At 42.3% G+C, this 24,666-nt stretch carries 28 protein-coding genes, 1 tRNA gene and 2 other annotated features; of the genes, 5 read left to right on the top strand and 24 right to left on the bottom strand.

The genetic code is table 11. The annotated features are described in order from the left end of the window. Nucleotides 1-75: 75 nt before the first annotated feature. The 3 genes from AB5I83_RS03580 to AB5I83_RS03570 form a co-directional block, all read right to left on the bottom strand. Nucleotides 76-312: a hypothetical protein gene (locus AB5I83_RS03580; RefSeq protein WP_167833667.1), complete on the bottom strand. Its 237-nt coding sequence runs from the start codon at nucleotides 310-312 to the stop codon at nucleotides 76-78. Nucleotides 313-486: 174 nt separating this feature from the next. Continuing rightward, a complete protein-coding gene (gene mnmH / locus AB5I83_RS03575) occupies nucleotides 487-1,545 on the bottom strand; it encodes a tRNA 2-selenouridine(34) synthase MnmH (RefSeq protein ID WP_448972864.1) in 1,059 nt (352 codons plus the stop codon). A 140-nt stretch (nucleotides 1,546-1,685) separates the two neighbouring features. After that, the gene (locus tag AB5I83_RS03570) at nucleotides 1,686-2,264 is read right to left on the bottom strand and encodes a hypothetical protein (RefSeq protein ID WP_448972862.1); all 579 of its coding nucleotides are present in this window, start codon (nucleotides 2,262-2,264) and stop codon (nucleotides 1,686-1,688) included. Nucleotides 2,265-2,629: 365 nt separating this feature from the next. Between AB5I83_RS03570 and AB5I83_RS03565 the strand changes: the two genes are divergently transcribed. Beyond that, nucleotides 2,630-3,229: a methyltransferase domain-containing protein gene (locus AB5I83_RS03565; RefSeq protein ID WP_448972860.1), complete on the top strand. Its 600-nt coding sequence runs from the start codon at nucleotides 2,630-2,632 to the stop codon at nucleotides 3,227-3,229. A gap of 58 nt (nucleotides 3,230-3,287) precedes the next feature. Here AB5I83_RS03565 and trpA read toward each other — a convergent pair whose 3' ends face one another. From trpA to AB5I83_RS03525, 8 genes are all read right to left on the bottom strand, one after another. Then, entirely contained in the window at nucleotides 3,288-4,073 is a 786-nt protein-coding gene (gene trpA, locus AB5I83_RS03560) for a tryptophan synthase subunit alpha (protein ID WP_448972858.1), read from the bottom strand. Then, entirely contained in the window at nucleotides 4,070-5,275 is a 1,206-nt protein-coding gene (gene trpB / locus AB5I83_RS03555; RefSeq protein ID WP_448972856.1) for a tryptophan synthase subunit beta, read from the bottom strand. Before trpB ends, trpA begins: the two co-directional genes overlap by 4 nt. A gap of 15 nt (nucleotides 5,276-5,290) precedes the next feature. Beyond that, complete coding sequence (locus AB5I83_RS03550; protein WP_448972854.1) at nucleotides 5,291-5,893, bottom strand: phosphoribosylanthranilate isomerase; 603 nt, start codon at nucleotides 5,891-5,893, stop codon at nucleotides 5,291-5,293. Beyond that, on the bottom strand, nucleotides 5,883-6,677 hold the full coding sequence (gene trpC, locus AB5I83_RS03545; RefSeq protein WP_448972853.1) for an indole-3-glycerol phosphate synthase TrpC: 795 nt from the start codon (nucleotides 6,675-6,677) through the stop codon (nucleotides 5,883-5,885). Before trpC ends, AB5I83_RS03550 begins: the two co-directional genes overlap by 11 nt. Before the next feature lies 1 nt (nucleotide 6,678). Beyond that, nucleotides 6,679-7,704, bottom strand: coding sequence for an anthranilate phosphoribosyltransferase (trpD, locus tag AB5I83_RS03540; protein WP_448972851.1), 1,026 nt, complete (start codon nucleotides 7,702-7,704; stop codon nucleotides 6,679-6,681). Then, nucleotides 7,688-8,290, bottom strand: a complete 603-nt coding sequence (locus tag AB5I83_RS03535; RefSeq protein ID WP_448972849.1) for an anthranilate synthase component II — start codon at nucleotides 8,288-8,290, stop codon at nucleotides 7,688-7,690. The genes trpD and AB5I83_RS03535 overlap by 17 nt, the downstream gene beginning before the upstream one ends. Further along, entirely contained in the window at nucleotides 8,274-9,668 is a 1,395-nt protein-coding gene (gene trpE, locus AB5I83_RS03530) for an anthranilate synthase component I (RefSeq protein WP_448972847.1), read from the bottom strand. Before trpE ends, AB5I83_RS03535 begins: the two co-directional genes overlap by 17 nt. A gap of 59 nt (nucleotides 9,669-9,727) precedes the next feature. After that, nucleotides 9,728-9,983 (bottom strand) — a binding site (T-box leader). 60 nt (nucleotides 9,984-10,043) lie between these two features. Then, nucleotides 10,044-10,293: a binding site (T-box leader), on the bottom strand. A 62-nt stretch (nucleotides 10,294-10,355) separates the two neighbouring features. Continuing rightward, nucleotides 10,356-10,967 carry an MOSC domain-containing protein gene (locus AB5I83_RS03525; protein WP_448973898.1) on the bottom strand — a complete coding sequence of 204 codons (612 nt, stop codon included), beginning with the start codon at nucleotides 10,965-10,967 and terminating at the stop codon, nucleotides 10,356-10,358. Nucleotides 10,968-11,141: 174 nt separating this feature from the next. Between AB5I83_RS03525 and AB5I83_RS03520 the strand changes: the two genes are divergently transcribed. Beyond that, the gene (locus AB5I83_RS03520) at nucleotides 11,142-12,410 is read left to right on the top strand and encodes an MFS transporter (RefSeq protein ID WP_167833677.1); all 1,269 of its coding nucleotides are present in this window, start codon (nucleotides 11,142-11,144) and stop codon (nucleotides 12,408-12,410) included. 29 nt (nucleotides 12,411-12,439) lie between these two features. Here the strand turns inward: AB5I83_RS03520 and AB5I83_RS03515 are convergent, their stop codons facing one another. The 7 genes from AB5I83_RS03515 to AB5I83_RS03485 all read right to left on the bottom strand — a co-directional run bounded on the left by AB5I83_RS03515 (nucleotide 12,440) and on the right by AB5I83_RS03485 (nucleotide 18,953). Further along, the gene (locus tag AB5I83_RS03515) at nucleotides 12,440-13,210 is read right to left on the bottom strand and encodes an alpha/beta fold hydrolase (RefSeq protein ID WP_448972845.1); all 771 of its coding nucleotides are present in this window, start codon (nucleotides 13,208-13,210) and stop codon (nucleotides 12,440-12,442) included. 243 nt (nucleotides 13,211-13,453) lie between these two features. Beyond that, complete coding sequence (locus AB5I83_RS03510; RefSeq protein ID WP_225649917.1) at nucleotides 13,454-13,543, bottom strand: putative holin-like toxin; 90 nt, start codon at nucleotides 13,541-13,543, stop codon at nucleotides 13,454-13,456. A gap of 159 nt (nucleotides 13,544-13,702) precedes the next feature. Further along, the gene (locus AB5I83_RS03505; RefSeq protein WP_448972843.1) at nucleotides 13,703-14,503 is read right to left on the bottom strand and encodes a DUF2935 domain-containing protein; all 801 of its coding nucleotides are present in this window, start codon (nucleotides 14,501-14,503) and stop codon (nucleotides 13,703-13,705) included. Between the two features lie 108 nt (nucleotides 14,504-14,611). Then, nucleotides 14,612-16,471: a PTS fructose transporter subunit IIABC gene (locus AB5I83_RS03500; RefSeq protein WP_448972841.1), complete on the bottom strand. Its 1,860-nt coding sequence runs from the start codon at nucleotides 16,469-16,471 to the stop codon at nucleotides 14,612-14,614. Between the two features lie 15 nt (nucleotides 16,472-16,486). Continuing rightward, nucleotides 16,487-17,398 (bottom strand): 1-phosphofructokinase, encoded by a 912-nt coding sequence (gene pfkB / locus AB5I83_RS03495; protein ID WP_448972839.1) that lies wholly within the window; start codon nucleotides 17,396-17,398, stop codon nucleotides 16,487-16,489. After that, nucleotides 17,395-18,147, bottom strand: coding sequence for a DeoR/GlpR family DNA-binding transcription regulator (locus AB5I83_RS03490; RefSeq protein WP_448972838.1), 753 nt, complete (start codon nucleotides 18,145-18,147; stop codon nucleotides 17,395-17,397). The genes pfkB and AB5I83_RS03490 overlap by 4 nt, the downstream gene beginning before the upstream one ends. 173 nt (nucleotides 18,148-18,320) lie before the next feature. Next, on the bottom strand, nucleotides 18,321-18,953 hold the full coding sequence (locus AB5I83_RS03485) for a LysE family transporter (RefSeq protein ID WP_448972836.1): 633 nt from the start codon (nucleotides 18,951-18,953) through the stop codon (nucleotides 18,321-18,323). Between the two features lie 177 nt (nucleotides 18,954-19,130). Between AB5I83_RS03485 and AB5I83_RS03480 the strand changes: the two genes are divergently transcribed. Next, nucleotides 19,131-19,214: transfer RNA gene (locus tag AB5I83_RS03480), tRNA-Leu, on the top strand. Between the two features lie 86 nt (nucleotides 19,215-19,300). Here AB5I83_RS03480 and AB5I83_RS03475 read toward each other — a convergent pair. Beyond that, a complete protein-coding gene (locus AB5I83_RS03475; protein ID WP_448972834.1) occupies nucleotides 19,301-19,507 on the bottom strand; it encodes a cold-shock protein in 207 nt (68 codons plus the stop codon). A gap of 418 nt (nucleotides 19,508-19,925) precedes the next feature. Here AB5I83_RS03475 and AB5I83_RS03470 point away from each other — a divergent pair, with 418 nt between their 5' ends. Both AB5I83_RS03470 and AB5I83_RS03465 read left to right on the top strand, forming a co-directional pair. Next, entirely contained in the window at nucleotides 19,926-20,546 is a 621-nt protein-coding gene (locus AB5I83_RS03470) for a LysE family transporter (RefSeq protein ID WP_448972832.1), read from the top strand. A 118-nt stretch (nucleotides 20,547-20,664) separates the two neighbouring features. Beyond that, on the top strand, nucleotides 20,665-20,982 hold the full coding sequence (locus AB5I83_RS03465; protein ID WP_448972830.1) for a DUF6509 family protein: 318 nt from the start codon (nucleotides 20,665-20,667) through the stop codon (nucleotides 20,980-20,982). 33 nt (nucleotides 20,983-21,015) lie between these two features. On the opposite strand, the gene AB5I83_RS03460 is transcribed toward AB5I83_RS03465, so the two are convergent. The 5 genes from AB5I83_RS03460 to ku all read right to left on the bottom strand — a co-directional run bounded on the left by AB5I83_RS03460 (nucleotide 21,016) and on the right by ku (nucleotide 24,536). Continuing rightward, nucleotides 21,016-21,411, bottom strand: coding sequence for a cytosolic protein (locus tag AB5I83_RS03460; protein ID WP_226642069.1), 396 nt, complete (start codon nucleotides 21,409-21,411; stop codon nucleotides 21,016-21,018). A 27-nt stretch (nucleotides 21,412-21,438) separates the two neighbouring features. After that, nucleotides 21,439-21,924, bottom strand: a complete 486-nt coding sequence (locus AB5I83_RS03455) for a metallophosphoesterase family protein (protein ID WP_448972828.1) — start codon at nucleotides 21,922-21,924, stop codon at nucleotides 21,439-21,441. Nucleotides 21,925-21,981: 57 nt separating this feature from the next. Then, nucleotides 21,982-22,515, bottom strand: a complete 534-nt coding sequence (locus AB5I83_RS03450; RefSeq protein WP_448972827.1) for a hypothetical protein — start codon at nucleotides 22,513-22,515, stop codon at nucleotides 21,982-21,984. A 152-nt stretch (nucleotides 22,516-22,667) separates the two neighbouring features. Next, entirely contained in the window at nucleotides 22,668-23,564 is an 897-nt protein-coding gene (locus AB5I83_RS03445) for an NAD-dependent epimerase/dehydratase family protein (protein WP_448972825.1), read from the bottom strand. A gap of 117 nt (nucleotides 23,565-23,681) precedes the next feature. After that, nucleotides 23,682-24,536: a non-homologous end joining protein Ku gene (gene ku, locus AB5I83_RS03440; protein WP_448972823.1), complete on the bottom strand. Its 855-nt coding sequence runs from the start codon at nucleotides 24,534-24,536 to the stop codon at nucleotides 23,682-23,684. Nucleotides 24,537-24,666: the final 130 nt, after the last annotated feature.

The raw sequence follows: 24,666 nt of genomic DNA, 5'->3' as shown, positions 1-24,666 counted from the left end.
CAATAAAATTCTTTCTTTTAAAAAGGACAACAAAAAAACCGGCTAAACCGGTTTTTAAAATTGATTACTTATCATCTATAAATTCATCAAAGTAGCATACATGTTTTTGGGTGCAAAAAGATTATTTCTCTTTTCAATCTGACTAGGCTCAATCATTTCACTATGTTCTACAGGCATTTCAATATGGCCGCATGTGATGCATTTTTGAAACCTTGTTCCTGCTGTGAAAATGTCTACTCCATCATTGGTAGTGAATCCAACATGTTCCTCGTGCAAAGAAAAACGGTGGTGGCAATTTTTCGATTCGCGCATATTCATCCTCCTGTTTGAAGTGTTCCACACTCTAATTATATATCAAATATTCAGAATTTTGCGTGGTGATTCAAGCCTTCAGAAGCAAAATAATTTTAACTAGATCTATTGTCAAAAGGAAAAGGGAAAGCATTTTAATGCCTTCCCTACTTAATTACCTTTTTATATCGATCTTTAAACCGCTGTTAAGCCAGAAAGTGTTTTCTTTATCTCTTTTTCAATATTTGTGATGACGTTTGGGTCGTCTGCATCAATTTCTGTAAAAGGCCCCTTATATTCAAGCAATGCATGGTTGTAACGTGGATCATAATAATGGACAAGCAAAATCTCAATCAGATTTTTATAATTTTTTTCTTCCATAGCAATCGCCAGGGATGGTGAAATTTCATGATTGATGCGCCTGATCAACTTTGTTACCTTCTCCGCAACTTCTTCTTCGAACCAGGCTTGTCCAATAAATGGATGGACATATTCATTGTAAATCCGATCGACCCTTTCAGGTATGGAGCTTTTCACCAGGTAATGGATTCCGTTCAACTTCTTCCGGAGCATCTCCTCAGGCTGTGCTGCCCGGCCGATCCTTTTGCTCTCCGCTTCGATGATAAAGTAAGCGGAACCTTTAATCTCATTTAGCCTATCGAACAATAAAGCGTCAAAGGTTTTTTGATTGTGCGCCTCTCCCTTGCCAATCATGCCAAATATAGACCCTCTATGGTTTGCCATTTTTTCGAGATCAACAACAGGGTATCCCTTTTCCTGAAGAGCCTGCAATAAATCCGTTTTGCCGGTTCCAGTCATTCCATGCAAGACAATAGCCTTTTCGGGCAGCAACTGGGGAATTCTTTCTAAAATGTATTCCCTGTAAGCTTTATATCCGCCAGCCAGCCGCAATGCGGGTATACCTGCGTATTCAAGGAAGGAGGCTACAGACCTGCTTCGCATCCCGCCTCTCCAACAATGGATCACTGGTTCAGCACCAGTCATTTTAAGGTCCTTTATCTCACCCAGCAAGTGTGGGAGCTTCGGAGAAACGATCTCCATGGCCCTCCATTTAGCTACTTCTTCACCGGAACGCTTATAAATAGTGCCAATTTCTTCTCTTTCCTCATCAGTGAATAATGGTATATTGACCGATCCGGGTATTGCCGAATCACGATGCTCGATTGGCGCCCTTACATCGACTGGTATGAATTCTTTTGAGTTGATTAATTCTTGTACTGATATATCTTTCATTTCTCGATTGACCTCCATGGTCGCATGTTTGAAACTACATCTCTATATTGTACCTAAGAAACGCTAATTTTTCACCATTATAACCTTAAATCAACCTAATCCTATCATTTTAAAAAGAAAAAACTGCAGAAGCTCTGCAGTTAACATGAAAATCTTTTGCCCACGAGTATGCTGACAGCCTGGCAGAATTCTTTCCAGTCCTTTGGAAAAGAATCGAGCCCTCTGCTCTCATAGGTCCTGCCTTTTGTTTTTAACGTTACTGACCAGCTGGTACCATCTACTACGATGCCGTCTGTTTGATAATCTTCTTCCCACTCCCATACCTTCAAAGGATACAGCTTCTTTTTAAAATCCTCGACGCTACCAAATGTCCCTATTTGAAGGTGCTGAGAGGCTTTTGAATCAAGATGCCATTCGAAGTACGTGAAGATGTTCCTTTTAAAATCTATCCTCACCCTCATTTCAGGACCTGGATATCCATGTAGAACAACCGTCATGAGGACCGGTTCTTTATCAGGTCTTATTGAAACGATATCATCTTTTATCAGAAATAATTCTTTGTTGCTGCTTACAAGGGTTTTTATATAGGAAGGTTCTATTAGATCCTGTTTATTGCTAATAATGCTTTGACTTTGTTCACTCATTTCCTGGCAAATCACTGGTATCGTCGCATTTCCCTTTTTACCTAAGATGTCGAGAATCGCTTCATACATTTTCATCTCGTTCAACGTCCTTTATTGAAACTGATTAATTCGTAATTTTAAAAATAATGGTCGAAATGTTTATCTAAAGTATAAACAACAAACATTGCATTGTACTGTAACAAATCGCACGCTTTTACTAAAAAAACAGTTATTAAATCTGACAAATTCAGTCATTTTTTTCGCAGACCTCTCATTTAATGTAGGTTATTGTCTTTTTGTGCGCTTTCCCGAGAAATAATTTTCAGAATAGACTGTCTATATTTCCCGAAGTCACCCCACATTTGATTGATATCAGGACAAAAAAGTTTAAAAATAGAGGATTACTGGTATAAAAGAAAAACCAGGATTTATTCTGTGTAAAAAAACCAGGAGTGACAAATATGATCGATTCAATGGCGAAACAGTTCGAGAAGCCAAAAGGCATACTTGGAAAGCTTGCAGGAACTATCATGTATTTTGAGAACAGGAAAATAAATAAATGGAGTATTAACAAACTTCGAGTGAATAAATTTGATAAAATCCTCGAAATTGGCTTCGGTCCGGGGTACGGAATCATGACTATAATGTCAAATTACCGCGGAATTGAAATGGACGGTATTGACTTATCTCCCAAAATGAAGGAGGAAGCAACAAAGAGGAATAAAGAATGGATTGATACAGGGAAAGTTCATTTGACTGTAGGCGATGTTGTCGACTTCAAACCCGACCATCAATACAATAAGATGATCTCTGTAAACAATTATCCACTTTGGGACCAGCCGCTGACTTCCTTAAGGCATCTATTTCAATTGTTGAAACAAGGAGGGAGAATCGTCCTAACGGTACAGCCTCGTGAAGAAGGGTCGACTGCAAATACAGCCAAGCAGTTGGGAGACCGTATGTGTAGAGATTTACTTGATGCAGGATTCAAAAACCCTGAAGTCTCCTACCTTGACGTAAGACCTGTACTCACAGTTTGTGTCACCGCAGAAAAGATATAGCCGCTGCTTGATGGCAGCGGCGACTATTTTTTTGGCGTTTTTTAACGACCACTGATAATCACTTGTAAGTTTGCAGGCCAACCTCTTCAACGGTTGAAATAAGCTGTTTTATTCCAGCTAAATCATTCTGTGTAAATAAATCAATTATTTTACTTCCCACGATTACTCCATCACAATGCTCGCATACTTCTCTTACTTGTTCTGCGCTCGAAACCCCGAACCCTGCCAATACCGGAACTTTACTGGAACTTTTTACCATACTCAAAAAACCGGCAAGTTCCTTGCTGAAATTGTTACGTGCACCCGTGATTCCTGTTACGGTAACAGCATAAATGAACCCTGTTGACATGGATCCGATTTCTCTTATTCTCTCAACTGGTGTTGTAAGCGTCACTAGCCTGATCAGAGTGATTCCCTTCAACTCAAGCGCTGGGAAAATGAACTCTTCCTCCTCAATCGGAACATCAGGAATGATACAGCCTGAAATGCCAGACTCCGCAGCATCCTCAGCAAACTTTTCAATCCCATATGCTACAATCGGATTCAAATAGGTCATCAGAATAAGTGGGATTGAGACTTTAGTTTTGAAGGTTTGAATAGTCTCGAGTACCTTCCGCAATGTCGTCCCATTTCCTAGCGCACGGATGCCAGCTTTCTGGATAGTAGGTCCATCCGCAACCGGATCAGAAAATGGGATGCCAATTTCTATGGCATCTGCACCACATTCCTGTAAATACAGAATCTTTTCTTCCAGAGTCTCTAGTCCGCCATCCCCAGCCATAATATAAGGAATAAATACTTTTTTCCCTTTCTCAGTAAGAGCTTTTTGAATGTTAACCATCATTTCAGTCCTCCCATTCTGTCCTTTATTGTCTGTACATCCTTATCACCACGGCCAGATAGGCAGACGACAATACTTTCAGTTTTACTCATCCCAGCAGCTAGTTTGACTGCATAAGCAATGGCATGGGCACTTTCTAAAGCAGGAATGATGCCTTCTGTTTTTGAGAGCAGCTGAAAGGCATGAAGTGCTTCATCATCCGTCACCGATTCATATGTGATTCTATTAAGGTCATGCAAATAGCTATGTTCTGGGCCAATGCCAGGATAATCCAAGCCAGCTGAAATCGAGTGTGCTTCCTGTATTTGTCCATCCCCATCCTGGAGAAGGTACATCATCGCGCCATGCAGCACTCCAGGTTTGCCTTTAGACAATGATGCTGCATGCTTGCCAGTCTCCAGGCCCAGTCCCGCTGCTTCAACTCCATAAATAGATACGCTTTGATCATCGATGAACGGGTAAAACAAACCAATTGAATTGCTGCCCCCTCCAATACAAGCAACCAGAGCATCGGGGAGTTTTCCTTCCTTTTCGAAAAATTGCTGTTTTGTTTCTTTGCCGATGACACTTTGAAAATCACGGACCATTTTCGGGAAGGGGTGAGGACCCATGACAGACCCAAGGATATAATGAGTATCAACGACGTTTGTAACCCAGTAGCGAAGAGCTTCATTGACCGCGTCCTTCAATGTTCCGCTTCCGGAATCCACGCTGATTACTTTAGCACCAAGAAGTTCCATCCTAAAAACATTTAATTGCTGACGCCTGATATCCTCCTTGCCCATGAAAATCACACATTCCAAATTCAGCAGGGCACAAACTGTGGCAGTAGCAACTCCATGCTGGCCCGCGCCTGTCTCCGCAACGATCTTCCGTTTGCCCATCCTGACTGCAAGCAGGGCCTGACCGACAGTATTGTTGATTTTGTGGGCACCTGTATGGTTGAGGTCCTCCCGCTTAAGGTAGATTTTTGCTCCACCGGCATGCTCAGTGAGATTTCCTGCCAGGTATAATGGCGTTTCCCTGCCAACGTAATCTTTCATCAATTTTTGCAATTCGGTATGGAACTCCTCGTCTTCCAGAGCCCTGTTGTATTCCTTCTCCAATTCCAGTACCGCCTGCATCAATGTTTCTGGTACGAATCTGCCTCCATATTGTCCGAAATGCCCTTTTTCGTCAGGTAAATTATAAGTTATTGAACTCATCCTGCTCTTCCTCCCTCAATTTTTTGCGTTATGGATAAATCCTTTTATTTTCACTGGATCCTTTTCTCCGTTTGTTTCGACCCCGCTGCTGACATCAACCATCAATGGGTTGACCTTGGTGATTGCTTTGCTAACATTTATAGAATCCAACCCACCTGCGAGGATGACGGTTTTGTTTGACTTTCCTATTGCATTTGCCAGATCCCAATCAAAACTCGAACCGTTTCCTCCCCGGTATACCGTTGGAGGACTGTCAAGAAGGATATAATCTGCTGCTATATCTGAAATTCCCTCCAGGTCTCCCGGTGCCTTAACCGAAACTGCCTTTATTAACGGCAGCCCAATTGCTTGATAGGCATCCGGATCCTCATCACCATGAAGTTGAATATGTGTAAGGGCGGCAGTTTCGGCGATTTGTTTTATTGTTGCTGCATCCTCGTTTACAAAAACTCCTACCTTCCAAACATGTGCGGGTACGTTCGCGATAATCTGCTGTGCCTTCAGGACTGATATTTGCCGTTTACTTTCTGCAAATACAAATCCAAGAGCATCAGCACCGTATTCAACAGCTTGACAAGCTGCTTCAACCGTCTTAATGCCGCAAATCTTAACCTTCATACTGTTCACCTACAACCGGAACAGTGAACTCGCTGAATGTATTTTGGAGATCTGATGAAGTCATAAAAGTTTCTCCTATCAATACTCCGCTGGCACCTGCAGCTGCTGCACGAACTATGTCGTCCCTTGTTTTCATGCCGCTTTCGCTGATCAGCATGGCACCTGCTTTTTTGACAAGAGGTCCTAGTCTTTCGGTGTTTTCCAGATTAACCTCGAATGACTTCAAATCTCGATTGTTGATTCCTATGATTTCAGCTTTTATATGGAGTGCCTTTTCCAGATCTGTTTCGTCATGGATTTCAACGAGGCACTCTAGTCCATTTTCAGAGGCATACTCGTATAGCTCTGAAAGTTTTTCCAGAGGCAATGCAGATGCGATGAGCAAAATGACATCTGCTCCTGCAGAACGGGCCTTGTCTATTTGAATTTGATCAACGATAAAATCCTTGCACAGAATTGGAAGGTTAACTGCTTCTCTTACTTTCGTCAAATCCGTAAAAGTTCCTTTAAAGCCTTTTTCATCGGTTAATACCGATATAGCCGATGCACCTGCTCTGGCATAAAGTACTGCCTGCTGTGCAGGATCCAAAGAAAGATTGATATCTCCTTTCGATGGTGAAGCCCTCTTGAATTCTGAAATGATCGCGACATTGTTTGCCTCTCTTAAGGCTTTTAGCAGCGACCGGGGCTTCGAAGAAGTTTCAGGCATTTCCCTGGCTGACTTCCTCAGCTCTTCCACCTCGACTTTTTTTCTTTCTATGATTGAATCAAGTATTGTTCCCATCTTATCCTACCGCCTTTTTGTTTTGATTGCTGATGCTGATTAAATTCTCCAGCTTGGATAGTGCCCTGCCGGTATCGATGCTTTCCGCTGCCAGATTCACTCCCTGCAAGATTGATTCCGCCTTCCCGGCGGTATAAATTCCAAGACCAGCGTTCAGCAGAACGGTATCTCGGTGTGCGCCTTTTTTCCCTTGAAGGACTTGGAGCAATATGTCCGCGTTATCGCGTGCATCTCCACCCGTGATACTGGTATTATCGTATACTGGCAAGTTCACCTCTTCAGGGCTAAGTGTGATTCGCTTGATATTCCCTTCAGAAACGAGGACCATTTCGTTCTCACCAGCAAGAGACGCTTCATCCATTTCACCAGCTCCATTAATGACGACGGCCCGCTTCCTGTTCAGATTTGCCAGCACAAGAGCAAACTTGTCGAGCAAATCCCTGCGGTATATCCCTAGCAATTGGTAATCAAGTTGAACTGGATTTGTCAGAGGGCCTATTAAATTGAAGATGGTCGGGATCTTCAAATCCCTTCTCACCTTCATGATTTGTTTTAATTTTGGATGGACATGAGGTGCAAATAAAAATGCAATTCCATTTCGTTCAAGAATTTCTTCTGTCGCTTCCGGAGTGAGGTCAAGACTGACACCAAGCACCTCGAGGACATCTGCACTTCCGGTCTTACTAGATACGCTTCTGTTGCCATGCTTCGCAACCGTAATACCGGCCCCTGCAATGACAAAGGCAGAAGTAGTGCTAATGTTGAAGCTTTTGGATCCATCACCTCCTGTGCCGCAATTATCCAGAACATTCGGTATATTTTTCGTAAAGTTCAGCGCATGTTTTCTGATTGCTTTTACCAAACCAGAAACTTCCTCGGCGCTTTCTCCTTTTGACTTAAGTCCAGTCAAGAATGATGCGATTTCAGCATCTGTTGTATCCTGTTTGAAAATTTCCTGGACCGCTTCTTCCATTTCCTGCTCCATCAGTGATTTTCCTTCGACCAGCATTTCAAGATAATGTTTCATAAGTTAAAATCCCCTCTCTGATTTCGGTAAGAAAATTCGATAACAGCTGCTTTCCACACTTCGTGCCAATTGATTCGGGGTGAAACTGAAGTCCGTATAAAGGAAATTGTTTATGCTTGATTGCCATGATTTCCTCGTCATCAACCGCTTCAGCCAGCACCTCAAAATCTTCATTCAGCGTCATCCGATCGATCACTAAAGAGTGATATCGCATAACTTCGGGATGTTTCTCCAGCTCGAGCATTAGTGAAGTACCTGTATGTCGGATCTTGGATTCCTTGCCATGCCTGATTTTCCCAGCTTTGATGATCGAACTGCCAAATGCATGGGCTATCGCCTGATGGCCAAGACATATACCCAAAATTGGGATAGATGGCGCTAATTCTTGGACAACCTCGACACAGATCCCGGCTACTTCTGGCCTTCCAGGACCCGGAGAAAGGACGATAGCTTCAGGGTTCATTTGTAAGATCTCTTGAACCGTTATTTTATCGTTCCGAATCGTTTTCACTTCAGCTCCAAGTTCGCTGAGATACTGGTAAAGGTTATAGGTAAATGAATCGTAATTATCAATCAGCAGAATCATTGGCTGCCTCCCTTAATGCTTTTAATTTATGGTTGGTTTCGTCGAACTCCTTTGAAGGATCAGAGTCATATACAATTCCGGCACCTGCCTGAAGATATCCTTTCCCATCCTTGACAACCAATGTCCTGATCGCGAGGGCAAAATCCATGCTTCCACAAGCAGAGAAGTAACCGACTGCTCCTGAATAAACCCCTCTTTTTTCCTCTTCAAGCTCATTGATGATTTGCATCGCCCGGATTTTTGGGGCTCCGGACACTGTTCCAGCAGGCAGGCAGGCGGCCAATCCGTCAATCGGATGGGCATCAGCCAAGAGCATTCCGCTCACCTCTGATACGAGATGCATGACAAACTGATACCTCTCAACAGCCAGGAATCGATCAACCTTTACTGTGCCAATATCACAGATCCTACCTAGATCGTTCCTTGACAGGTCGACGAGCATCTTGTGTTCGGCTAATTCCTTTTCATCCTTAGTTAATTCCATTTCCAGTTTTATGTCTTCGTCAGCTGTTTTACCTCTTGGCCTTGTTCCTGCAATCGGATTTGTAATCATCGTTCCATCCCTGTACTTCACAAGACTTTCAGGAGATGTACCGGCAACAACATAGTCATCAAAATCAATGAAGTACATATATGGCGAAGGATTTTCCACTCGCAGCTTTCGATAGAACGAAAAGGGATCCCCTTCTGCATCCGCTGAAAGCCTTCTTGATAGGACTACCTGAAAGATTTCTCCATCTTCGATCAGGCTCTTTGCGATCCTGACCGATTTTTCGAACTCCTCCCTGTTTTGCGATGATTTAAAATCTGATAATGAAAATCGACTAATAGGTTGTTTTTTTACTGACAAACTAAGTTCTTCTTTACGTTCCTTTATTTTCTTTACAAGACCTTCATGGCTGTAACCTGGAAAGGGAATGCCAATCAGGTTGACCTTTTGTTTAAGATGATCAAATACGATGACTTCATTGAAGAACATCAAATGCGCTTCTGGCATTTTGAGCGGATCTTCCTTGAGCGGCCCAATTTCTTCATATTCACGGATGAAGTCATAACTTACAAAACCTACCCCTCCTCCTATAAAAGGAATATCCAGCCTTTGTTCTATTTTAGGAAGCATTTTTTTAAGCGCCTCAGAAAATGAGTCAGTTAATCGATCCTTAACTCCATTCCTTACCAGATACGTCACGCCTTTTTCATTCAAAAGCTCGAAAATTGGATCACAACCGATAAAAGAAAATCGCCCTGAGTCATTATGCTTATGAGAACTTTCCAGAAGGAATTTTTTCTTTCCGGAAATCAATTGAAATACAGATATAGGAGTTAATGTATCTCCCTCAATTTCCTCAATCCAAACATCTGCTGCTTTTACATTCATGTGAATCCTCCTCCAAAAAAATAAAAAAGTCCCCTATACATGCACAAAGATTGTGCTGTATAGAGGACGATTACGATTGGACCGCGGTGCCACCTCAAATTGGAGCTTTAGGGCTCCCTCTCTTCAGGTACAGGAAAACAAAAGAAGCTTTCGATATACCCTATCCTTATAACGGAGGAATCCGGGCAGCCCTACTGTACTTTCAGGCTGCCTCTCACAAGGCCATTCAGCAAGTATTTCTGTACCGGTTCACACCATACCCGGCTCTCTGCAACGGAAATCATCCTGCTTACTCTTCTTGCTCATCGAGTTTACATAATATTATTATTTTTAATATAAAACGAACAAAAAGGGCCTCCCATCCTTATTGATTACAATAAGGACGAGAGACCCGTGGTGCCACCTTAATTAGCTGTGTAAAACAGCTCACTTAACAGCATCGAGCATAAAATGCCTAATGCCTGCCTTTTATAACGATAAGGCCATTTCGCCAGATCCTACTGCCCTATGGGGTTCGGTCCGGAAGCTCGGAAGTCCATTCGCTGCAACAGTCACGCTGATTCACACCACCCATCAGCTCTCTGAAGTACCTGATCCAGTTACTACTCTTCGTCATCGCTCAATCATATGTTATTCACTATATTAAAGCGGTAAATGACAAATGTCAAACATAAAAAATAAAATATTTTAATTTTTCTGTTTTAACAGCTTTTCAAGGTTTTCCTTCCACTCTTCTGCCAACTCATCGATATGCATCAGTTCTTCAATGGCGCTATAATTTTTTCGGTCGTGAAAATAAATTTCATTCGCTCTTAGAATCGACATCTTATTTTGTTTTCTCTCCAACAAAATAATTTCTGAATCCTCATAGATCATTCCTTCTTGAAGAACGCGGAAGAAATAGCCGGTATAGCCTGTATCTACGACCCTTTTCAGCAATTGGCCAATTTGGTTGTTTTTTGAGATTTTCGAACAAGGCACCCTGCCCTGCGTCACTTGAATCACAGCTTCACCAAGCTTATATGTATCACCTATATAGATGTCAGCTTCCGTCATACCGGATGCGGATATATTTTCACCAAAGGTAGGAGCTTCGAGATTCTTTCCGAATTCTGCTGACCATTTCGAATAATGTTCCACTGGATAAAAACAGACAGCTCTGTCTGGACCACCATGAAATTCTGTAGCTGCCACACCATCTCCCCTAAATGAATCTTTCGAAAGGAAAGCATGTGCCACCCTTTTTTTCCTGATTGCTGACAGTTCTTTTTTGCCATTCCAATTGATTTCCTCTGGCATCCCGATGTTCAAATACAATATTTGCCCCAAAACCGAACCTCCTTCAAGCCTTTTCAATATTTTATCTTGTCCACAATAAAAACTCCAATAAAATCTTTCCCATAAAAAGACATCAGTTTTTTCAGCGGATTAAGTCCACAATAAAAGTAGTATGAACAAAGGCAGGTTATAATCATGAATTATATTGAAAGCTTGTTTCCTAAATCCGGTGGAGCCTCGGATGAAAAAGATACGAAAAAAGATAATGTCAACAATCAAAAATGGGCAATTGTCTCGATCGCATCCATTCCACTTGTAATGACACTTGGCAATTCGATGCTGATTCCTGTTTTGCCTGTCATGGAAAAGAAAATGGGTATTTCTGCCTTTCAATCAAGTCTTATTATTACTGTCTACTCAATAGTTGCGATATTTTTAATCCCGATAGCAGGGTATTTATCGGATCATATTGGCCGAAAAAAAGTCATCATTCCCAGCCTGATCATCACTGGAATCGGCGGAACGATATCCGGCTGGGCCTCTTGGCAGATGAACGACGGATACTGGATTGTCTTAGTCGGAAGAGCCTTACAGGGCGTCGGGGCAGCCGGGGCTTTTCCGATCGTCTTGCCATTGGTTGGAGATATGTTCAAAAACGATGATGAAGTAAGCGGGGCGCTAGGGGAAATCGAAACAGCTAATACGCTTGGGAAGGTTCTCAGCCCGGTTTTAGGTTCCTTCCTTGCAGGATTCATTTGGTTTATCCCTTTCTTTTCAATCCCTGTTTTCTGTGCCCTTTCGATCATCATGATGGTTTTTCTTGTGAAAAGTCCGAAAAAGAAGGAAAAACCTTTGCCTTTTAAGGATTTCCTTAAGAAAATCAAACTGACTTTCACCGAAAATGGACGCTGGCTTTATGCCATCTTCTTCATTGGCGCCATTGTGATGTTCGTATTGTTTGGAGTGTTGTTTTACCTGTCGGATATTCTCGAGAACAAATATGGAATAAAGGATTTGAAAAAAGGCCTGTTTCTCGCCTTGCCTTTAGGTGCGCTGTGTCTATCATCTTTTATTACCGGAAAAGTAATCAAGAAAAACATGGTCCTGATGAAGTGGATCACGTTCATCAGCTTGGTGTTGCTCGGAATTGCAGTGGCCCTCCTGAGTTTTTCAAGGGAACTTTGGTTTCTTATCTCCATGTTCCTTGTTGCCGGCATCGGTATTGGTGCAAGCCTGCCTCCACTTGACGCACTGATTACTGAGAGTATTGAAAAAGAGGAACGCGGGACCATTACATCCATATACAGTTCTATGAGATTCATCGGAGTTGCAGCAGGACCGCCTGTCATCGCTTTAATGATGAAAAATTCCAATAAACTCATGTTCATTATCCTGACCGTATTGAGCATTGCTGCCGCTCTTGCGACTTTCCTTGCCATTAAACCTGATAAAAAAGAAGCGTAAAACGCATTGAATTTAATCAATGCGTTTTTTCAACGCCTCGCTGTTACAACATCCAAAAATTTATATGCCTCACTATTGAATTCCTGCCACTTCTTAACTGGAACCTGATGGGAGACTTTTGGAATGATCGCTGTACGGAGATCCTCCAGCTCTCTCTCATAGGCCCTTAGGTGCTGGTTGATAAAATCCCGCTCACCATATATAAGCAATAACGGGACTGACAAGTTCTTCAGCCTTCTGATACAAGAATAATTCAATGATTCATGGTAAAAATGGAACCATGTATGCAAATCCGTCTTCAACATATGTTCTATCAGTTCGTTCCTATAGTTTTTATCGAATGTGTGGGCAGTTGCAATCACTTTCGCCAGAGTTTTTGGCGAATTTTTCACAAAATACATGCCCAATATATGCTCATACTTCAAGGCAGGCGATTGTACCTCGGCAAAGCCTCCGCACAGGATCACCGATTCGGTTCGATCCGGGTGGACAAGGGCAAATTCCTGGGCAATGCTGCCCCCGGAGGAATAGCCGCATAAAGTTACTTTTTCCAGGCCTAACGAATCAGCCAGCTTTAGTACTTCTTCTGTATACCCTTGGATTGTAACGTTTTTTTGACAAGCTGATGAGTCCCCGTGGCCGCTTAAGTCAGGAAAAATAAGCTTATAGCGTTCACTCAACGGCTTCTGAAAACGAAATACCTTCCTCCCCATACCAGGGGGATGTAAAAAGATGATCGGATTTCCCTGACCGATTTCATCGTAAAAGAGATCACCATACTCTAATGTGCATCTAGGCATCTGCTGTCACTCCCTATGCATGGTTCATTCAACTTCAATAGTATTGCCAAATGGCAAAACATCTCATGCATACAGCTTTCAGGCCGTGACAATCACAGTCTCGTATGGTATCCTTATAGTAAATAAAAGTAAAGAATGACCGCCGGTGTTGGCCCACCAGCAGTCTCCGCAATAGCCGTTCCCGCTTGAAGTACGGCAAAATAAGCAGCTGGACCTCTCACACTGTCATACAGTGAAGGAGGTCTATTTTTTTTGGCTTAACGTTAGGATAGCGAGGATTAGACTGGCAAATGAAAACATCGCCATGAAGGTTTCGAATACCGTCAAAGGCATCACCCCCTTTCCTCCGGGGCTAGCCGTCCACTTTGAGATTGACTATTGCTCCTCAAGTATAACATAACCTTGTCCAAAATAAGAACATCCGTTCTATTTTGAGACAAAATTAGGGCTAAGATACTAGACGAACTGAATTCTATCTAGTATCTCCCACTTTCATTCTGTCTTCAGTCTAGGCTTCCCTGGATCGCAGTCCGGCTTATTCATCGAGGCTGCTTCAGCGACTTTGGACAAATAATAGCACTCTTCCCTGAACATATGGTCAGCCATCAGCGGAGCAAAGCTGCCCAGTGCCTGCTCAGTCAACTCGAGTTCCTTCAATTCGTCAAGAAACTTCATGAACAGCTGAATTTCAAGCGATACCTCATGATTCATTCTTTGCAAAGCTGGAAATGAACTTAAATTCGTTCGCAGGTATCCCGTCATCTCGACTGCTTTTAAATAAAAATCCTCAAAATGCTTCATGTATTTCTCACTTTTTGCCTTCAAACGTTTTTCAACCTGGTCAAGATTACTTTGGATCGCACCAGCGTGACCTGCCGCATCGAGCAGCCAGACAGTATGGTGATGCAATTCATGGAATACCGGCGGCACTTCTCCCCTTTTTAAATACTCGAGAACTCTGATATATTCCTCTACCTCATTAACCATGTGGTTTACAAAGGTTGGGCCGAAATGGATTTTCACATTGCCTGTCAGCATTTTTTCAATCAGGTCTAGCTTGAATTGCCGAATTTTCTTTGCTTCTTCATCCGCTCTCATACTCAAATGAATGAGGTCAGTTATTTCCACCCTTTGCAGAAGCCTGTCAAAGGTATTAATAAAGTACTTCGCCGTTTCGATCTCCTCCTGCTCTACCGGCGCTAGTGCCTCATGCAGGAATCGCCCATGATCACCAAGAACCTGAAGCCAAAACCGGTGTTCATAAAGGGCAGCAGCCCTGAAATCCCTCTCCATTCCTTTTCCTCCTTCACAAATCACTTCATAAAAGCTTATATGCAAAGGACAGGAAATATTCATATACATTAAAAAAGGCCTGCAGACTTTCAACTGCAGGCCTTAGCTTTATTTTGTAACAGGTTTTTTCAATAGTCCAAGCAAGATTGCTGTGACAACTGAACCGATGAGAATTGCGGCAAGATATAACAGCCACCCTCCCTCGACAAGCGGTACTACGAATAGTCCGCCGTGAGGAGCTCTCAGGCCAATGTTGAACATCATGGTCAATCCACCCGCAACAGCTGATCCAGCCATTACCGAAGGGATAACACGAAGTGGGTCTGCAGCTGCAAACGGGATGGCACCTTCCGTGATGAAAGAGAGTCCCATAATATAGTTTGCCTTTCCTGCATCCTGGTCTTCTTTTGAAAATTTATTTTTAAAGAAAGTTGTTGCCAGTGCAATGCCAAGCGGAGGAACCATACCAGCTGCCATGATCGCAGCCATTGGCTCATAGACACCGTTTGCAAGCAAGCCTGTTCCGAAAACGTAAGCAGCTTTATTCACTGGTCCACCCATGTCGAATGCCATCATTAAGCCGAGGACAATACCGAGCAATACGGCATTCCCAGTTCCCAATCCTGAAAGCCAATCTGTGATTGCCTGATTCAAGGCACCAACTGGTTTGTTAACTAAAAACAGCATGATGAATCCTGTTAAAGCAATACCGAATAATGGATACAAGAGAATTGTCTTAATCCCTTCAAGTGAAGCAGGAAGTCCAGCGAACAATTTCTTCAGACCCAATACCAGGTAGCCAGCAAGGAAACCAGCGACTAAACCGCCAAGGAATCCACCGCCTCCAGTTGCTGCGAGCAAACCACCGACCATACCCGGTGCAAAACCTGGTCTGTCAGCAATACTTAGTGCGATAAAGCCGGCAAGAATCGGCACCAGTAAACCAAATGCACCACTTCCTCCGCCAATGTCCATCAATGCCTTGGCGATTGGGTGATAAGAAGGATCATCTGGATTAAAGGCATTGTAGCCAAACATGAATGAAATAGCGATTAAGATACCGCCGCCAACTACGAATGGAAGCATGTTCGAAACTCCATTCATCAGATGCTTATAAACTCCTCCGCGGCTTTCTTTCTTTTCTGTCGATGCATTGCCTGAGGCCTTGTAGAGTGGAGCGTCCTTTTTGACCGCTTTTTCAATCAAGTCCTTAGGTTTGCGGATTCCATCTGCAACCGGTACATCAATTAAAGGTTTTCCAGCAAAGCGATCCATATCCACCTTTGTGTCAGCGGCAATGATGACTGCTTCGGCGTTTTCAATGTCTTCTTTCGTAAGGACATTTTTCGCTCCGCCTGAGCCATTCGTTTCAACCTTGATATCTATGCCCATTTCGGCTGCTTTTGCTTTTAAGGAATCTGCGGCCATATAAGTATGGGCAATTCCTGTAGGACAGGCAGTGACCGCGACGATGAATTTTTTATTATTTCTTTCAATCTTCTCTTCGCTTTCATCCTGATCGTAGCTGTTAATGATCCCAATGACATCATCAGCAGTCTTTGCTCCGAGGAGCTTTTCGCGGGCATCAGCTTTCATCAAAATGGAAGATAGTCTCGCGAGTGCTTCCAGGTGGGTATTGTTTGCTCCTTCTGGTGCTGCAATCATAAAGAACAGATGTGCGGGCTGTCCGTCTAATGATTCATAATCGATTCCAGCCTCCGACCTGCCGAACACAATTGTCGCTTCCTTTACGACTGATGTTTTCGCGTGAGGAATGGCGATTCCATCCCCTACTCCTGTGGTACTTTGTTGTTCTCGTTTTAGAATTGCTTCTTTAAAAGCATTATGGTCTGTAATTTTCCCAGCCCGCTCAAGCACTCCAACAAGCTCATTTACTGCATCTTGCTTTGATGTGGCACTCATTGATAATAAAATTGTCTCTCTAGTCAGCAGTTCTGTGATTCTCATGTTTTCTCCCCCTTACTAGCTGTTTAGTATTTTTACTTCTGGAAGAAGTTTTTCAACTTTGTCAGGTGTACATAACCCGATTGAAAATGCTGTTGCACTTCCAGATGCAACACTATAGCGGAATGCTTCTTTGATGTCCCTGGATTTTAGATATTGGGCCAGGAAACCAGCCACCATTGAATCTCCGGCACCTACTGAACTCTTGACTTCGCCTTGAGGCACAGTAGACTTATAGGCGTCATGTTCATTGATAAAGACGGCACCTTTCTCTGCCAATGAAACGATGACATTTTTAGCACCCGCTTCGACAAGCTTTTTCCCATAAAAGATGGCTTCATCAGCATCGGTGATTTCCTTGTTGAAGAACTGACCTAATTCATGATGATTCGGCTTGATCAGGAATGGCCTATGACAAAGGATTTCTTTAAGCAGGTCTCCTTCTGCATCCACGATTATTTCTGCTCCTGTGTCCCTGCAAATTTGCACTACTTCTTCATAAATGGAATCAGGCATGCTGGCTGGAATGCTTCCGGCGAGAACCAAGTAATCGCCAGTTCCCAGCTTCATGATCTGTTCCTTCAATGAATCGATAGCATGTGATGAAATCTCCGGGCCACGGGCATTTATTTCTGTTTCTGATCCAGACTTGATCTTAACGTTGATCCGTGTATCACCCTCAACGTTAACGAAACCTGTTTGCACGCCTTCCTTGTTAAGAAACTCCTCGACATACCTGCCGGTGAAGCCTCCAATAAAACCTGTAGCCTTGCTTTCAACTCCAAGGGAGCTCAGTACCCTTGAAACATTGATTCCTTTGCCGCCGGGAAGCTTTGTTTCATTTGAGGTCCTATTCAAGCTGCCGAGCTGGATTTCATCTGCTTCAACGATATAATCGACAGATGGATTAAGAGTCAGTGTGTAAATCATGATGTCACAACCTTTATTGAAGTTTTGCTCGTATATTGTCCTTTATGAGCCTCATCAATGGAATTTGTGATGATTGCAGCTTCATGCAGGTCTGCTATTTTTGCGAAAGTAATCTCAGAGAACTTTGTGTCATCTGCAAGTACAAATGACTCACGAGACAAAGAGATCGCTTTCTGCTTGATCATTGCTTCTTCCTGGTCTGGTGTTGTATATCCAGAATGAGGGTGTATGCCATTCACTCCGAGAAAGCATTTATCGAAACGATACTGCTCAAGGCTTGCGAGTGCTCCTCTTCCGATAATTGCATTCGTTTTCGGCTTGGCATATCCGCCTATCACATACGTTTCTATATTCCTTTCAAGCAGCTGCGGTAAGTGCATAAGACCATTCGTCACTACGACGATTCCATTAACCGGAAGGAAACTGATCATTTCCAAAACAGTGGAACCGGCATCTAGGTAAATACTGTCCCCTTCCTCCACTAGACTTGCTGCATATTGAGCGATTTGTCTTTTTTCCTGGAGGTATTTGGTGGATTTTTCAGTCATGCTGGGTTCCTGGAGTTTCCCCTTCAGCCTGGCTGCTCCGCCATGTACTCTTTTCAGGAACTTCCCTTCCTCGAGGATGGTCAGGTCACGGCGAATGGTTGACTCCGAAGCCTCGGTCACATCAACTAATTCCTGTATTTTCACTATTGTTTTCTCTTTAATCATTTGTAAAATGAGCTGGTGGCGCTCAGGTGTTAACATGAGCCATTCCTCCTATTTGCTTCGTATTATCATCATAATGTAATCGATTTCAAAAATCAATCATTTTCTTTCAAAAACATTCATTAATAATCAAATATAAAACAATTATGAACGTTTTTGATTGTTATCAGAAAATAAAAAACCTCCACGGAGGAGGTTTTTAGGTAGTATGACTATAAAAGTACTGCCTTGATACCCTGATACCCAAAATAAACGCCAAAACCAAGCAATGAAAGGCCTGATAAGATTGAAATAGCCCTCAAGCTACCATAATTCAGGAACCTCCTGAAACCGCTTGTTATCGCTGCTACGAAAAGATCCCACAATGCAAGCCCAAGAAAGATCATGCTGCTATAAATCAATAAGTCTGCCCTTCCATAGTTGCTGGCTGTTTTTGCAAGAACAGAACCATAGATTCCTAGCCAGAAAAGGATGGATAAAGGACTGCTGATCGACATGATAAAACCTGTAAGGAAGCATTTGAGCATTGATTCTTTACCACGACTGAAAGCGAGATCGATTTGATTCGCCTTTATCATACACTCGATTCCCGAGTAAATCAGGACGAATCCGCCAAACAACCAGAGAAATATTTGAATGATCGGCATGTCCAAAAAATTGACAAGACCCAAATAGATTAACAGCATAAAAATAGCATCGGCAATCATGGAACCAGTCCCAACAATCCAGGCATGCCAGAACCCATTTTTGATCCCCTTATCCAACCTGGCTGAATTTACCGGTCCAATCGGAGCTGCCAGCGTTAACCCAAGGAATATGTAACTGACTAGTAAACTGACACTCAAGGCCTCGTCCCCCACATACAAAACTTTGTACATTGTATGTAGAAAATGAAATCCTAATACTACCTGTCCAATTTTTTCAAAAATGGCTATGAGCACCAAAGACCCTATCTTTCTTCAGCTGCATGAAAAGTTTATGATTGAAATTGATCGTTTTTGTGCTATAATCCTTATAGAAACGCGGGTGTGGCGGAATCGGCAGACGCGCTAGATTCAGGTTCTAGTGGTGGCAACACCGTGGAGGTTCAAGTCCTCTCATCCGCATACAGAAAAGGTGCCTATACGATGGGCACTTTTTTTGTGCAAAAAAACAGCCTGGATATCCCATCCAGACTGCCTTAACCACTTCATTATCCAATTAAATTCTGACTATGGTTGTTTACCACTTCAAGAACCTTTGTCGTCTGTTCCATATCACTTTGACATATTGGGCAAGCGGGGATATTGCTGCTTTTAAAATTGTCGCGAACCCAGCAATTGCAATCATCAGAAGTACATACCCATATTTTCGTTTCAGCGGTTACGATCTCTTCAGGCGGTTTTCTTCCAAATGCCATTTCCTCACGCTCCTATAGGTTTAGTTATGGTCCTTTTCAGCTTGCAGGCTTTCATCTATAATCCGGTTTATTCTGGATCACCTAAAAGCAGCAAAATTCCGAAAAGACCTTATCATCGTTCGATTGATAAAAAAATTCATTTATTATAAAAAGCCGGCAAATGAAACTTTTTATAATAAATGAATGATCCGAAAGTTGATATCTATTCCATTTTACCACACTTTCTTATTTTTACCAAAAGTGACACATGAGCAGGTTGCCTGCACAACAGTTACTAGTATATTCTTTTCATTCTAAGATTATTAAGACCGCCATAAAAAAATATTTTATTTCAACAAAAATAGGTTGTACGCACCCAAAAGTCTGAATAGGAATAGTACAAGCAATTACGTTCTGACTATTGGAGGTATTAATAAAAGTGAATGTGTTCCTAGGTTATATTTTCCTCGGATTATCACTGGCGGCCCCGATTGGCCCTGTTAATGCGGCGCAGATGGACAAGGGGATCAAGAGCGGCTTTTTTCAAGCATGGCTCTTTGGTCTTGGTGCGCTGACAGCAGATATTATATACATGCTGACTGTCTACCTGGGTGTGGTCAAATACCTTGAGACGCCATTTATGCAATCCTTTCTCTGGCTGTTCGGATTCTTTGTCTTGATGTATACAGGGATAGAGACTATTATCGGGGCAGGCAAAATCGTAATGGATAGCCGAAGTGGGGAATCCAGTTTCAAGTCCTTTTTATCCGGGTTTATCATGTCCATTTCCAACCCGCTGACCATTTTATTTTGGCTAGGAATCTACGGATCTGTCCTTGCCAAGACTGCTTCCTCATACGGTACAGGCGAGCTGATCATTTACAGCTTCGGCATCATCCTCGGCCTCATTCTCTGGGATATCATCATGGCCGCAATATCCAGCAGCTTCCGTAAGCTGCTTACAACAAAATTACTTACGATCATTTCATTATTATCCGGGGTATCATTAATTGGCTTTGCCCTATTTTTCGGTTATCAGGCATTGAAGATGTTTCTTTGAAATGCGTTAGAAGAGGGCTCTGCTTTTACAGCACTCTTTTGTTTACTGCGAATTTCTTGATTGTTTTTGATGTTTTCGATATATAATAGAGGGGACAAAATTAAAAGGATGAGCATTCATGAATATTACCGGACATACTGTCGAGTTCCTGGAAGATCCATTTGGACTTCTGTCAGGGAGCAGGTATGAGTATTTTTTAGTTATCGAGGTTGACGAAGAGGACGAGCTATACACTGAAAAAGGTTTACTGTTAAAGGTGCTTTTTTTAGTGAACGGCGAAGAGACCAAAATCCTGCAAAACTATTTTATTGAGCAGGAAACAGAAAAGGTTCTAGACTTCGAACTTGAGGAAGATGAAGAAGTGCAAGTACAAAAATATTGTGAGGAAAACTTGCCAGCTGATGAAGAGGAAGAGAACGAAGAGGAGACAAATTAAAAAGAGCAGATTCCTGCTCTTTTTTGTTTATTTCTATGCCCCTACTGTCTTGCCTTCCTCAACGATGTGGTAAAGCAGATGGGCAAGATGCTGAACAGGTCCGAGTTCCCCTTCTTCTTCATTAAGTTCTTCAGTAAATTCAAGGTCATTCAAGTATAATGCTGAAAATTCATAGAAATCCTTTAGTTGAAAGCCATAACAATTCGAAGGCTCTTCATTCTGCTCCTCGTATTGAAGCATTAAATAATACTCTTTGCCATCTTTATCTTCTGCGTCGAAAAACACAAAGAAACCAATATTCGTATCCAAATCAAACAGATGGCGTGTGCCGCCTTCAGTAGCCTGTTCATAATCCTCACTGCTTAATTTCTGAACTTTCATCGTTTCGACTTGGTCTTCAGCGTGAAATTTCACTTCAAAGGTTTTCATTGTTGAATTGCACTCCTATCTATTTTTCTAAAAAAAGACATGCTTTGCCACAATTTCTTCTCCGACAGTCAGGATACCATAAGAGAATTGATTCTGTCTTCTTTTGTCAGTCGGTGATCCTGGGTTAAAAATAATAATACCTTCGACTTCCTTATTAACTGGGATATGTGAATGGCCAAACACGATGCAATCCACCTTATCGGCTGTGAATGTTTCAATTGCCCTTTTCTCGGTTGTTTTACCGTTGCCATGTCCATGGACGACACCTATATGAAAATTGCCTGCCTGAAGGATGTCCTTTGTTTTAAGGAGACTTTTAAGTTCTGGTCCATCCACATTACCAGTGACGCCGATAACCGGGCCAAATCGTTTAAGTTCATTATATAGCTCCACTGTCTGCCAATCTCCAGCATGGATGATGTAATCGCAATCCTGCAGGTCAGCGAGCAGTTTATCTGGCAGACTCTTCGATTTTCTCGGCATATGAGTATCTGAAATGACCACTATTTTCACAGATCAATCCACCCCTTCGCCTGCTAGTCACTGTTATGTTACCCTGGTGAGAATGGATTAACCATTATCAGGGTCTTTATATTCCGTTATATTAAAATAATCGCTCGTATCATTATATCCGTTGAATTCAATATCAAGGTCATGAAAATAACGGTGAAGTTGGAGTAAGGTTTTCTTCTCTTTCTTCCCTTCCTTAATGATTTTTGAGTAACTGGATATCGTAGCGAAATCAGCTTGGAGTGCTGTATTGTCTGTTTCGACAGTCGTCAATACAGAGATGATTTCTGATGCAATCTCCCTCTGCTCCTCCCAATCAACTTTATCGATCCGACCCCAACCGAGAGTATCATTATATTTGGTATGAAATTCATGAATGAAGGCGCCAACCGTAGTATAGTTTTCTTTCTCTGTATCTTCACCGAATACGGCGACATTCCCGCCTCCATTTTTAAGGTTTTCTGCCCCGCTTCTGCTGCTGGCATCTTGATGACTCCTTGTTTCCCACATTGAGTAGCCTGCATATAAACCAAAAGCCAGCAAAAACAGGCTTGCAGGTAAAATCATAAGTTTCCATTTGCTTTTCTTCTCCATCTGTCTGCCCCCTGTAAAAAACTCATCGACATACTCCCCGAATTACCTGTTCTTAATAGTATTTGACACCCATTCCAAAAAACCTTTTATTATTTCCTTACTATAAATTAAGAAAACCCAGATGCAAAAGAATCGCACCCGGGTTTATATCTTTACTTTGAGTCATTCTGCTGAATATAAAACATCGTCAACTGATCCAATAATTGATTCAGTTCGGTAAAATGAAAGCCGAGCTCTGATGCAAGTGACGTGTTGATTGACCAGGAGCCAGGCAATGCATATGGGGAGACAGTGCCGATATCAGTGCTATTCTCCACGATCGCTTTTTTACTGGCCAGTAAGGCCATCTTACCAACCATTTCTCCCAGACTAATATCCCCTGCCGACCCAGGATTGATTGCCCCTTCAAAATTTGATTTCCCGATTTCTAACAAAAACTCAGCCGCTTCATCAGCGTGAATGAAGCTATACCGCAACTCAGGATTCGGTATACCGATTGGCTGTCCTGAAAGGATTTTATCCACATGGAATTTAAGCCGTTCAGTGTAATCATCTTCTGAAACAACGATTGGAAACCGGACAGAAACAACGTCAAAATAACCAAGTTGATGGAATACAGCTTCTGAAGCTCTTTTCGCCTCTTTATAGCCCTCGTAACCAGGGTATTCCTTGCGGCTTTTGTATTCAATGGGATATGTATTTGCATTGAAATTACCTTCTGCATGAAGTGTGCCAAAGTCATAAACAGCTTGCGTAGAAGTAAAAATATAGCGGCTTGCCTTCCCCTTGAGTGCCTCTGATGTGTCCCTCGCCTCCATTGGCGAAAAGCACGATTGATCATACACCAGATCCCAATAATTACCTTCGAATGCTGCGGACATCGTCTCTTTCTTTTCTCGATCAATGACCAGCCGCTTTACATTTTCACCAAAAGGATCGCTTTTAGTTCCTCTCGTGGCGACTGTCACTTCATCTCCATTCTCTATGAGCCTTTGTACCAGTTTTTTCCCAAAATACTGAGTTCCCCCAAGCACAAGAACTTTTCTCATTTAAAAAATCCCCCTTTTCTCTAAAGTATTCTGCTTCAGTTCATGAATCTCCTCTAAAAATAATGCAAACTAAAACCGGCCATATCGTGATGGCCGGTTTTAGTTTGCATATGTTTTTTAAGCCTGTTTCTTTTCTTTTGCCTTTGGTTTCGCAGCGGTCTTTTTCTTTTTTGCTGGAGCTGTGTCTTTCTTCTTTTCTGGTTTCGTACGGTCGATCGAAGCCTGTAGCGCTGCCATAAGGTCCGTAACATTGGAAACTGGCTCTTTTTCTGTAGGTGTGACCATCTCTTTACCGGTACGCTTCGCTTCAATAAGCTCCAATAATGCGGTGCGATAATCATCCTTATATTTTTCAGGTTCAAACTCTGTTGTCAGCTGGTCAATTAGCATGATGGCGGTTTCCAATTCCTTCTCTGTTACTTTGTCTTCGGCTGGTACATTTGGGACATCTACTGTGTTTCTTACTTCATCAGGAAAATGGATGGTCTCCATGACAAGTGTATTATTATAGACTCGTACTACTGCAAGTTGCTCTTTTGCTCTAATGATTATTTTGGCAATTCCGACCTTCTGCGATTCCTGTAGGGCCTTCCTGAGAAGAGAATAGGCTTTTCCGCCGCCCTCATTCGGAGACATGAAGTAGCTTCGCTGAAAATAAATCGGGTCTATTTCAGTCATTTTTACAAAGTCAATAATCTCAACGGCTTTATCTTCATTTTCTTTCCTTAAAGCCTCTAGATCTTCATCCTCAAGGACAACAAACTTACCCTTTGTGTATTCATAAGCTTTCACAAGGTCTTCATTTTTCACTTCAACATCACACACGGGACAGGTTTTCTCATATTTTATTGGCGAGTGGCACTCTTTATGAAGGGTCCTCAGTTTGATGTCCCGATCCTCAGTCGCAGCATGAAGCTTGATTGGGATGTTGACGAGTCCAAAGCTGATGCTCCCTTTCCAGATTGTATGCATGGCATTCTCCACCTTCTCGTTTTATTACTAATTTGCTTAATAATTGTTTTATCATTCGTTAAAACATTTCCCAGCGTACTAGTATCGAGCGAATCAGGAACAATATAAATAGTAATCGGTGTGAAAGGAT

The sequence above is a fragment of the Mesobacillus sp. LC4 genome, assembly GCF_053543455.1.
This window is presented reverse-complemented; position numbering and strand designations above follow the sequence as displayed.

Bases quoted from the DNA above. Each gene is read 5' to 3' on its own strand.
- AB5I83_RS03450 (WP_448972827.1), bottom strand. From the start codon at position 22,515: ATGGAGAAGAAAAGCAAATGGAAACTTATGATTTTACCTGCAAGCCTG.
- AB5I83_RS03490 (WP_448972838.1), bottom strand. From the start codon at position 18,147: ATGTTAACACCTGAGCGCCACCAGCTCATTTTACAAATGATTAAAGAG.
- pfkB (WP_448972839.1), bottom strand. From the start codon at position 17,398: ATGATTTACACACTGACTCTTAATCCATCTGTCGATTATATCGTTGAA.
- trpD (WP_448972851.1), bottom strand. From the start codon at position 7,704: ATGAAACATTATCTTGAAATGCTGGTCGAAGGAAAATCACTGATGGAG.
- AB5I83_RS03460 (WP_226642069.1), bottom strand. From the start codon at position 21,411: ATGAAAACCTTTGAAGTGAAATTTCACGCTGAAGACCAAGTCGAAACG.
- AB5I83_RS03515 (WP_448972845.1), bottom strand. From the start codon at position 13,210: ATGCCTAGATGCACATTAGAGTATGGTGATCTCTTTTACGATGAAATC.
- AB5I83_RS03535 (WP_448972849.1), bottom strand. From the start codon at position 8,290: ATGATTCTGCTGATTGATAATTACGATTCATTTACCTATAACCTTTAC.
- trpA (WP_448972858.1), bottom strand. From the start codon at position 4,073: ATGATGGTTAACATTCAAAAAGCTCTTACTGAGAAAGGGAAAAAAGTA.
- AB5I83_RS03475 (WP_448972834.1), bottom strand. From the start codon at position 19,507: ATGGCATTTGGAAGAAAACCGCCTGAAGAGATCGTAACCGCTGAAACG.
- AB5I83_RS03525 (WP_448973898.1), bottom strand. From the start codon at position 10,967: ATGCCAGAGGAAATCAATTGGAATGGCAAAAAAGAACTGTCAGCAATC.
- ku (WP_448972823.1), bottom strand. From the start codon at position 24,536: ATGCATACAATCTGGAAAGGGAGCATCAGCTTTGGACTCGTCAACATC.
- AB5I83_RS03500 (WP_448972841.1), bottom strand. From the start codon at position 16,471: ATGAGAATCACAGAACTGCTGACTAGAGAGACAATTTTATTATCAATG.
- AB5I83_RS03580 (WP_167833667.1), bottom strand. From the start codon at position 312: ATGCGCGAATCGAAAAATTGCCACCACCGTTTTTCTTTGCACGAGGAA.
- AB5I83_RS03445 (WP_448972825.1), bottom strand. From the start codon at position 23,564: ATGAGAAAAGTTCTTGTGCTTGGGGGAACTCAGTATTTTGGGAAAAAA.
- AB5I83_RS03570 (WP_448972862.1), bottom strand. From the start codon at position 2,264: ATGAAAATGTATGAAGCGATTCTCGACATCTTAGGTAAAAAGGGAAAT.
- trpC (WP_448972853.1), bottom strand. From the start codon at position 6,677: ATGGGAACAATACTTGATTCAATCATAGAAAGAAAAAAAGTCGAGGTG.
- AB5I83_RS03550 (WP_448972854.1), bottom strand. From the start codon at position 5,893: ATGAAGGTTAAGATTTGCGGCATTAAGACGGTTGAAGCAGCTTGTCAA.
- trpE (WP_448972847.1), bottom strand. From the start codon at position 9,668: ATGAATGTAAAAGCAGCAGATGTTTGGATTGAGGAAATTGAGGGAGAT.
- trpB (WP_448972856.1), bottom strand. From the start codon at position 5,275: ATGAGTTCAATAACTTATAATTTACCTGACGAAAAAGGGCATTTCGGA.
- AB5I83_RS03565 (WP_448972860.1), top strand. From the start codon at position 2,630: ATGATCGATTCAATGGCGAAACAGTTCGAGAAGCCAAAAGGCATACTT.
- mnmH (WP_448972864.1), bottom strand. From the start codon at position 1,545: ATGAAAGATATATCAGTACAAGAATTAATCAACTCAAAAGAATTCATA.
- AB5I83_RS03505 (WP_448972843.1), bottom strand. From the start codon at position 14,503: ATGGAGAGGGATTTCAGGGCTGCTGCCCTTTATGAACACCGGTTTTGG.
- AB5I83_RS03465 (WP_448972830.1), top strand. From the start codon at position 20,665: ATGAATATTACCGGACATACTGTCGAGTTCCTGGAAGATCCATTTGGA.
- AB5I83_RS03510 (WP_225649917.1), bottom strand. From the start codon at position 13,543: ATGCCTTTGACGGTATTCGAAACCTTCATGGCGATGTTTTCATTTGCC.
- AB5I83_RS03520 (WP_167833677.1), top strand. From the start codon at position 11,142: ATGAATTATATTGAAAGCTTGTTTCCTAAATCCGGTGGAGCCTCGGAT.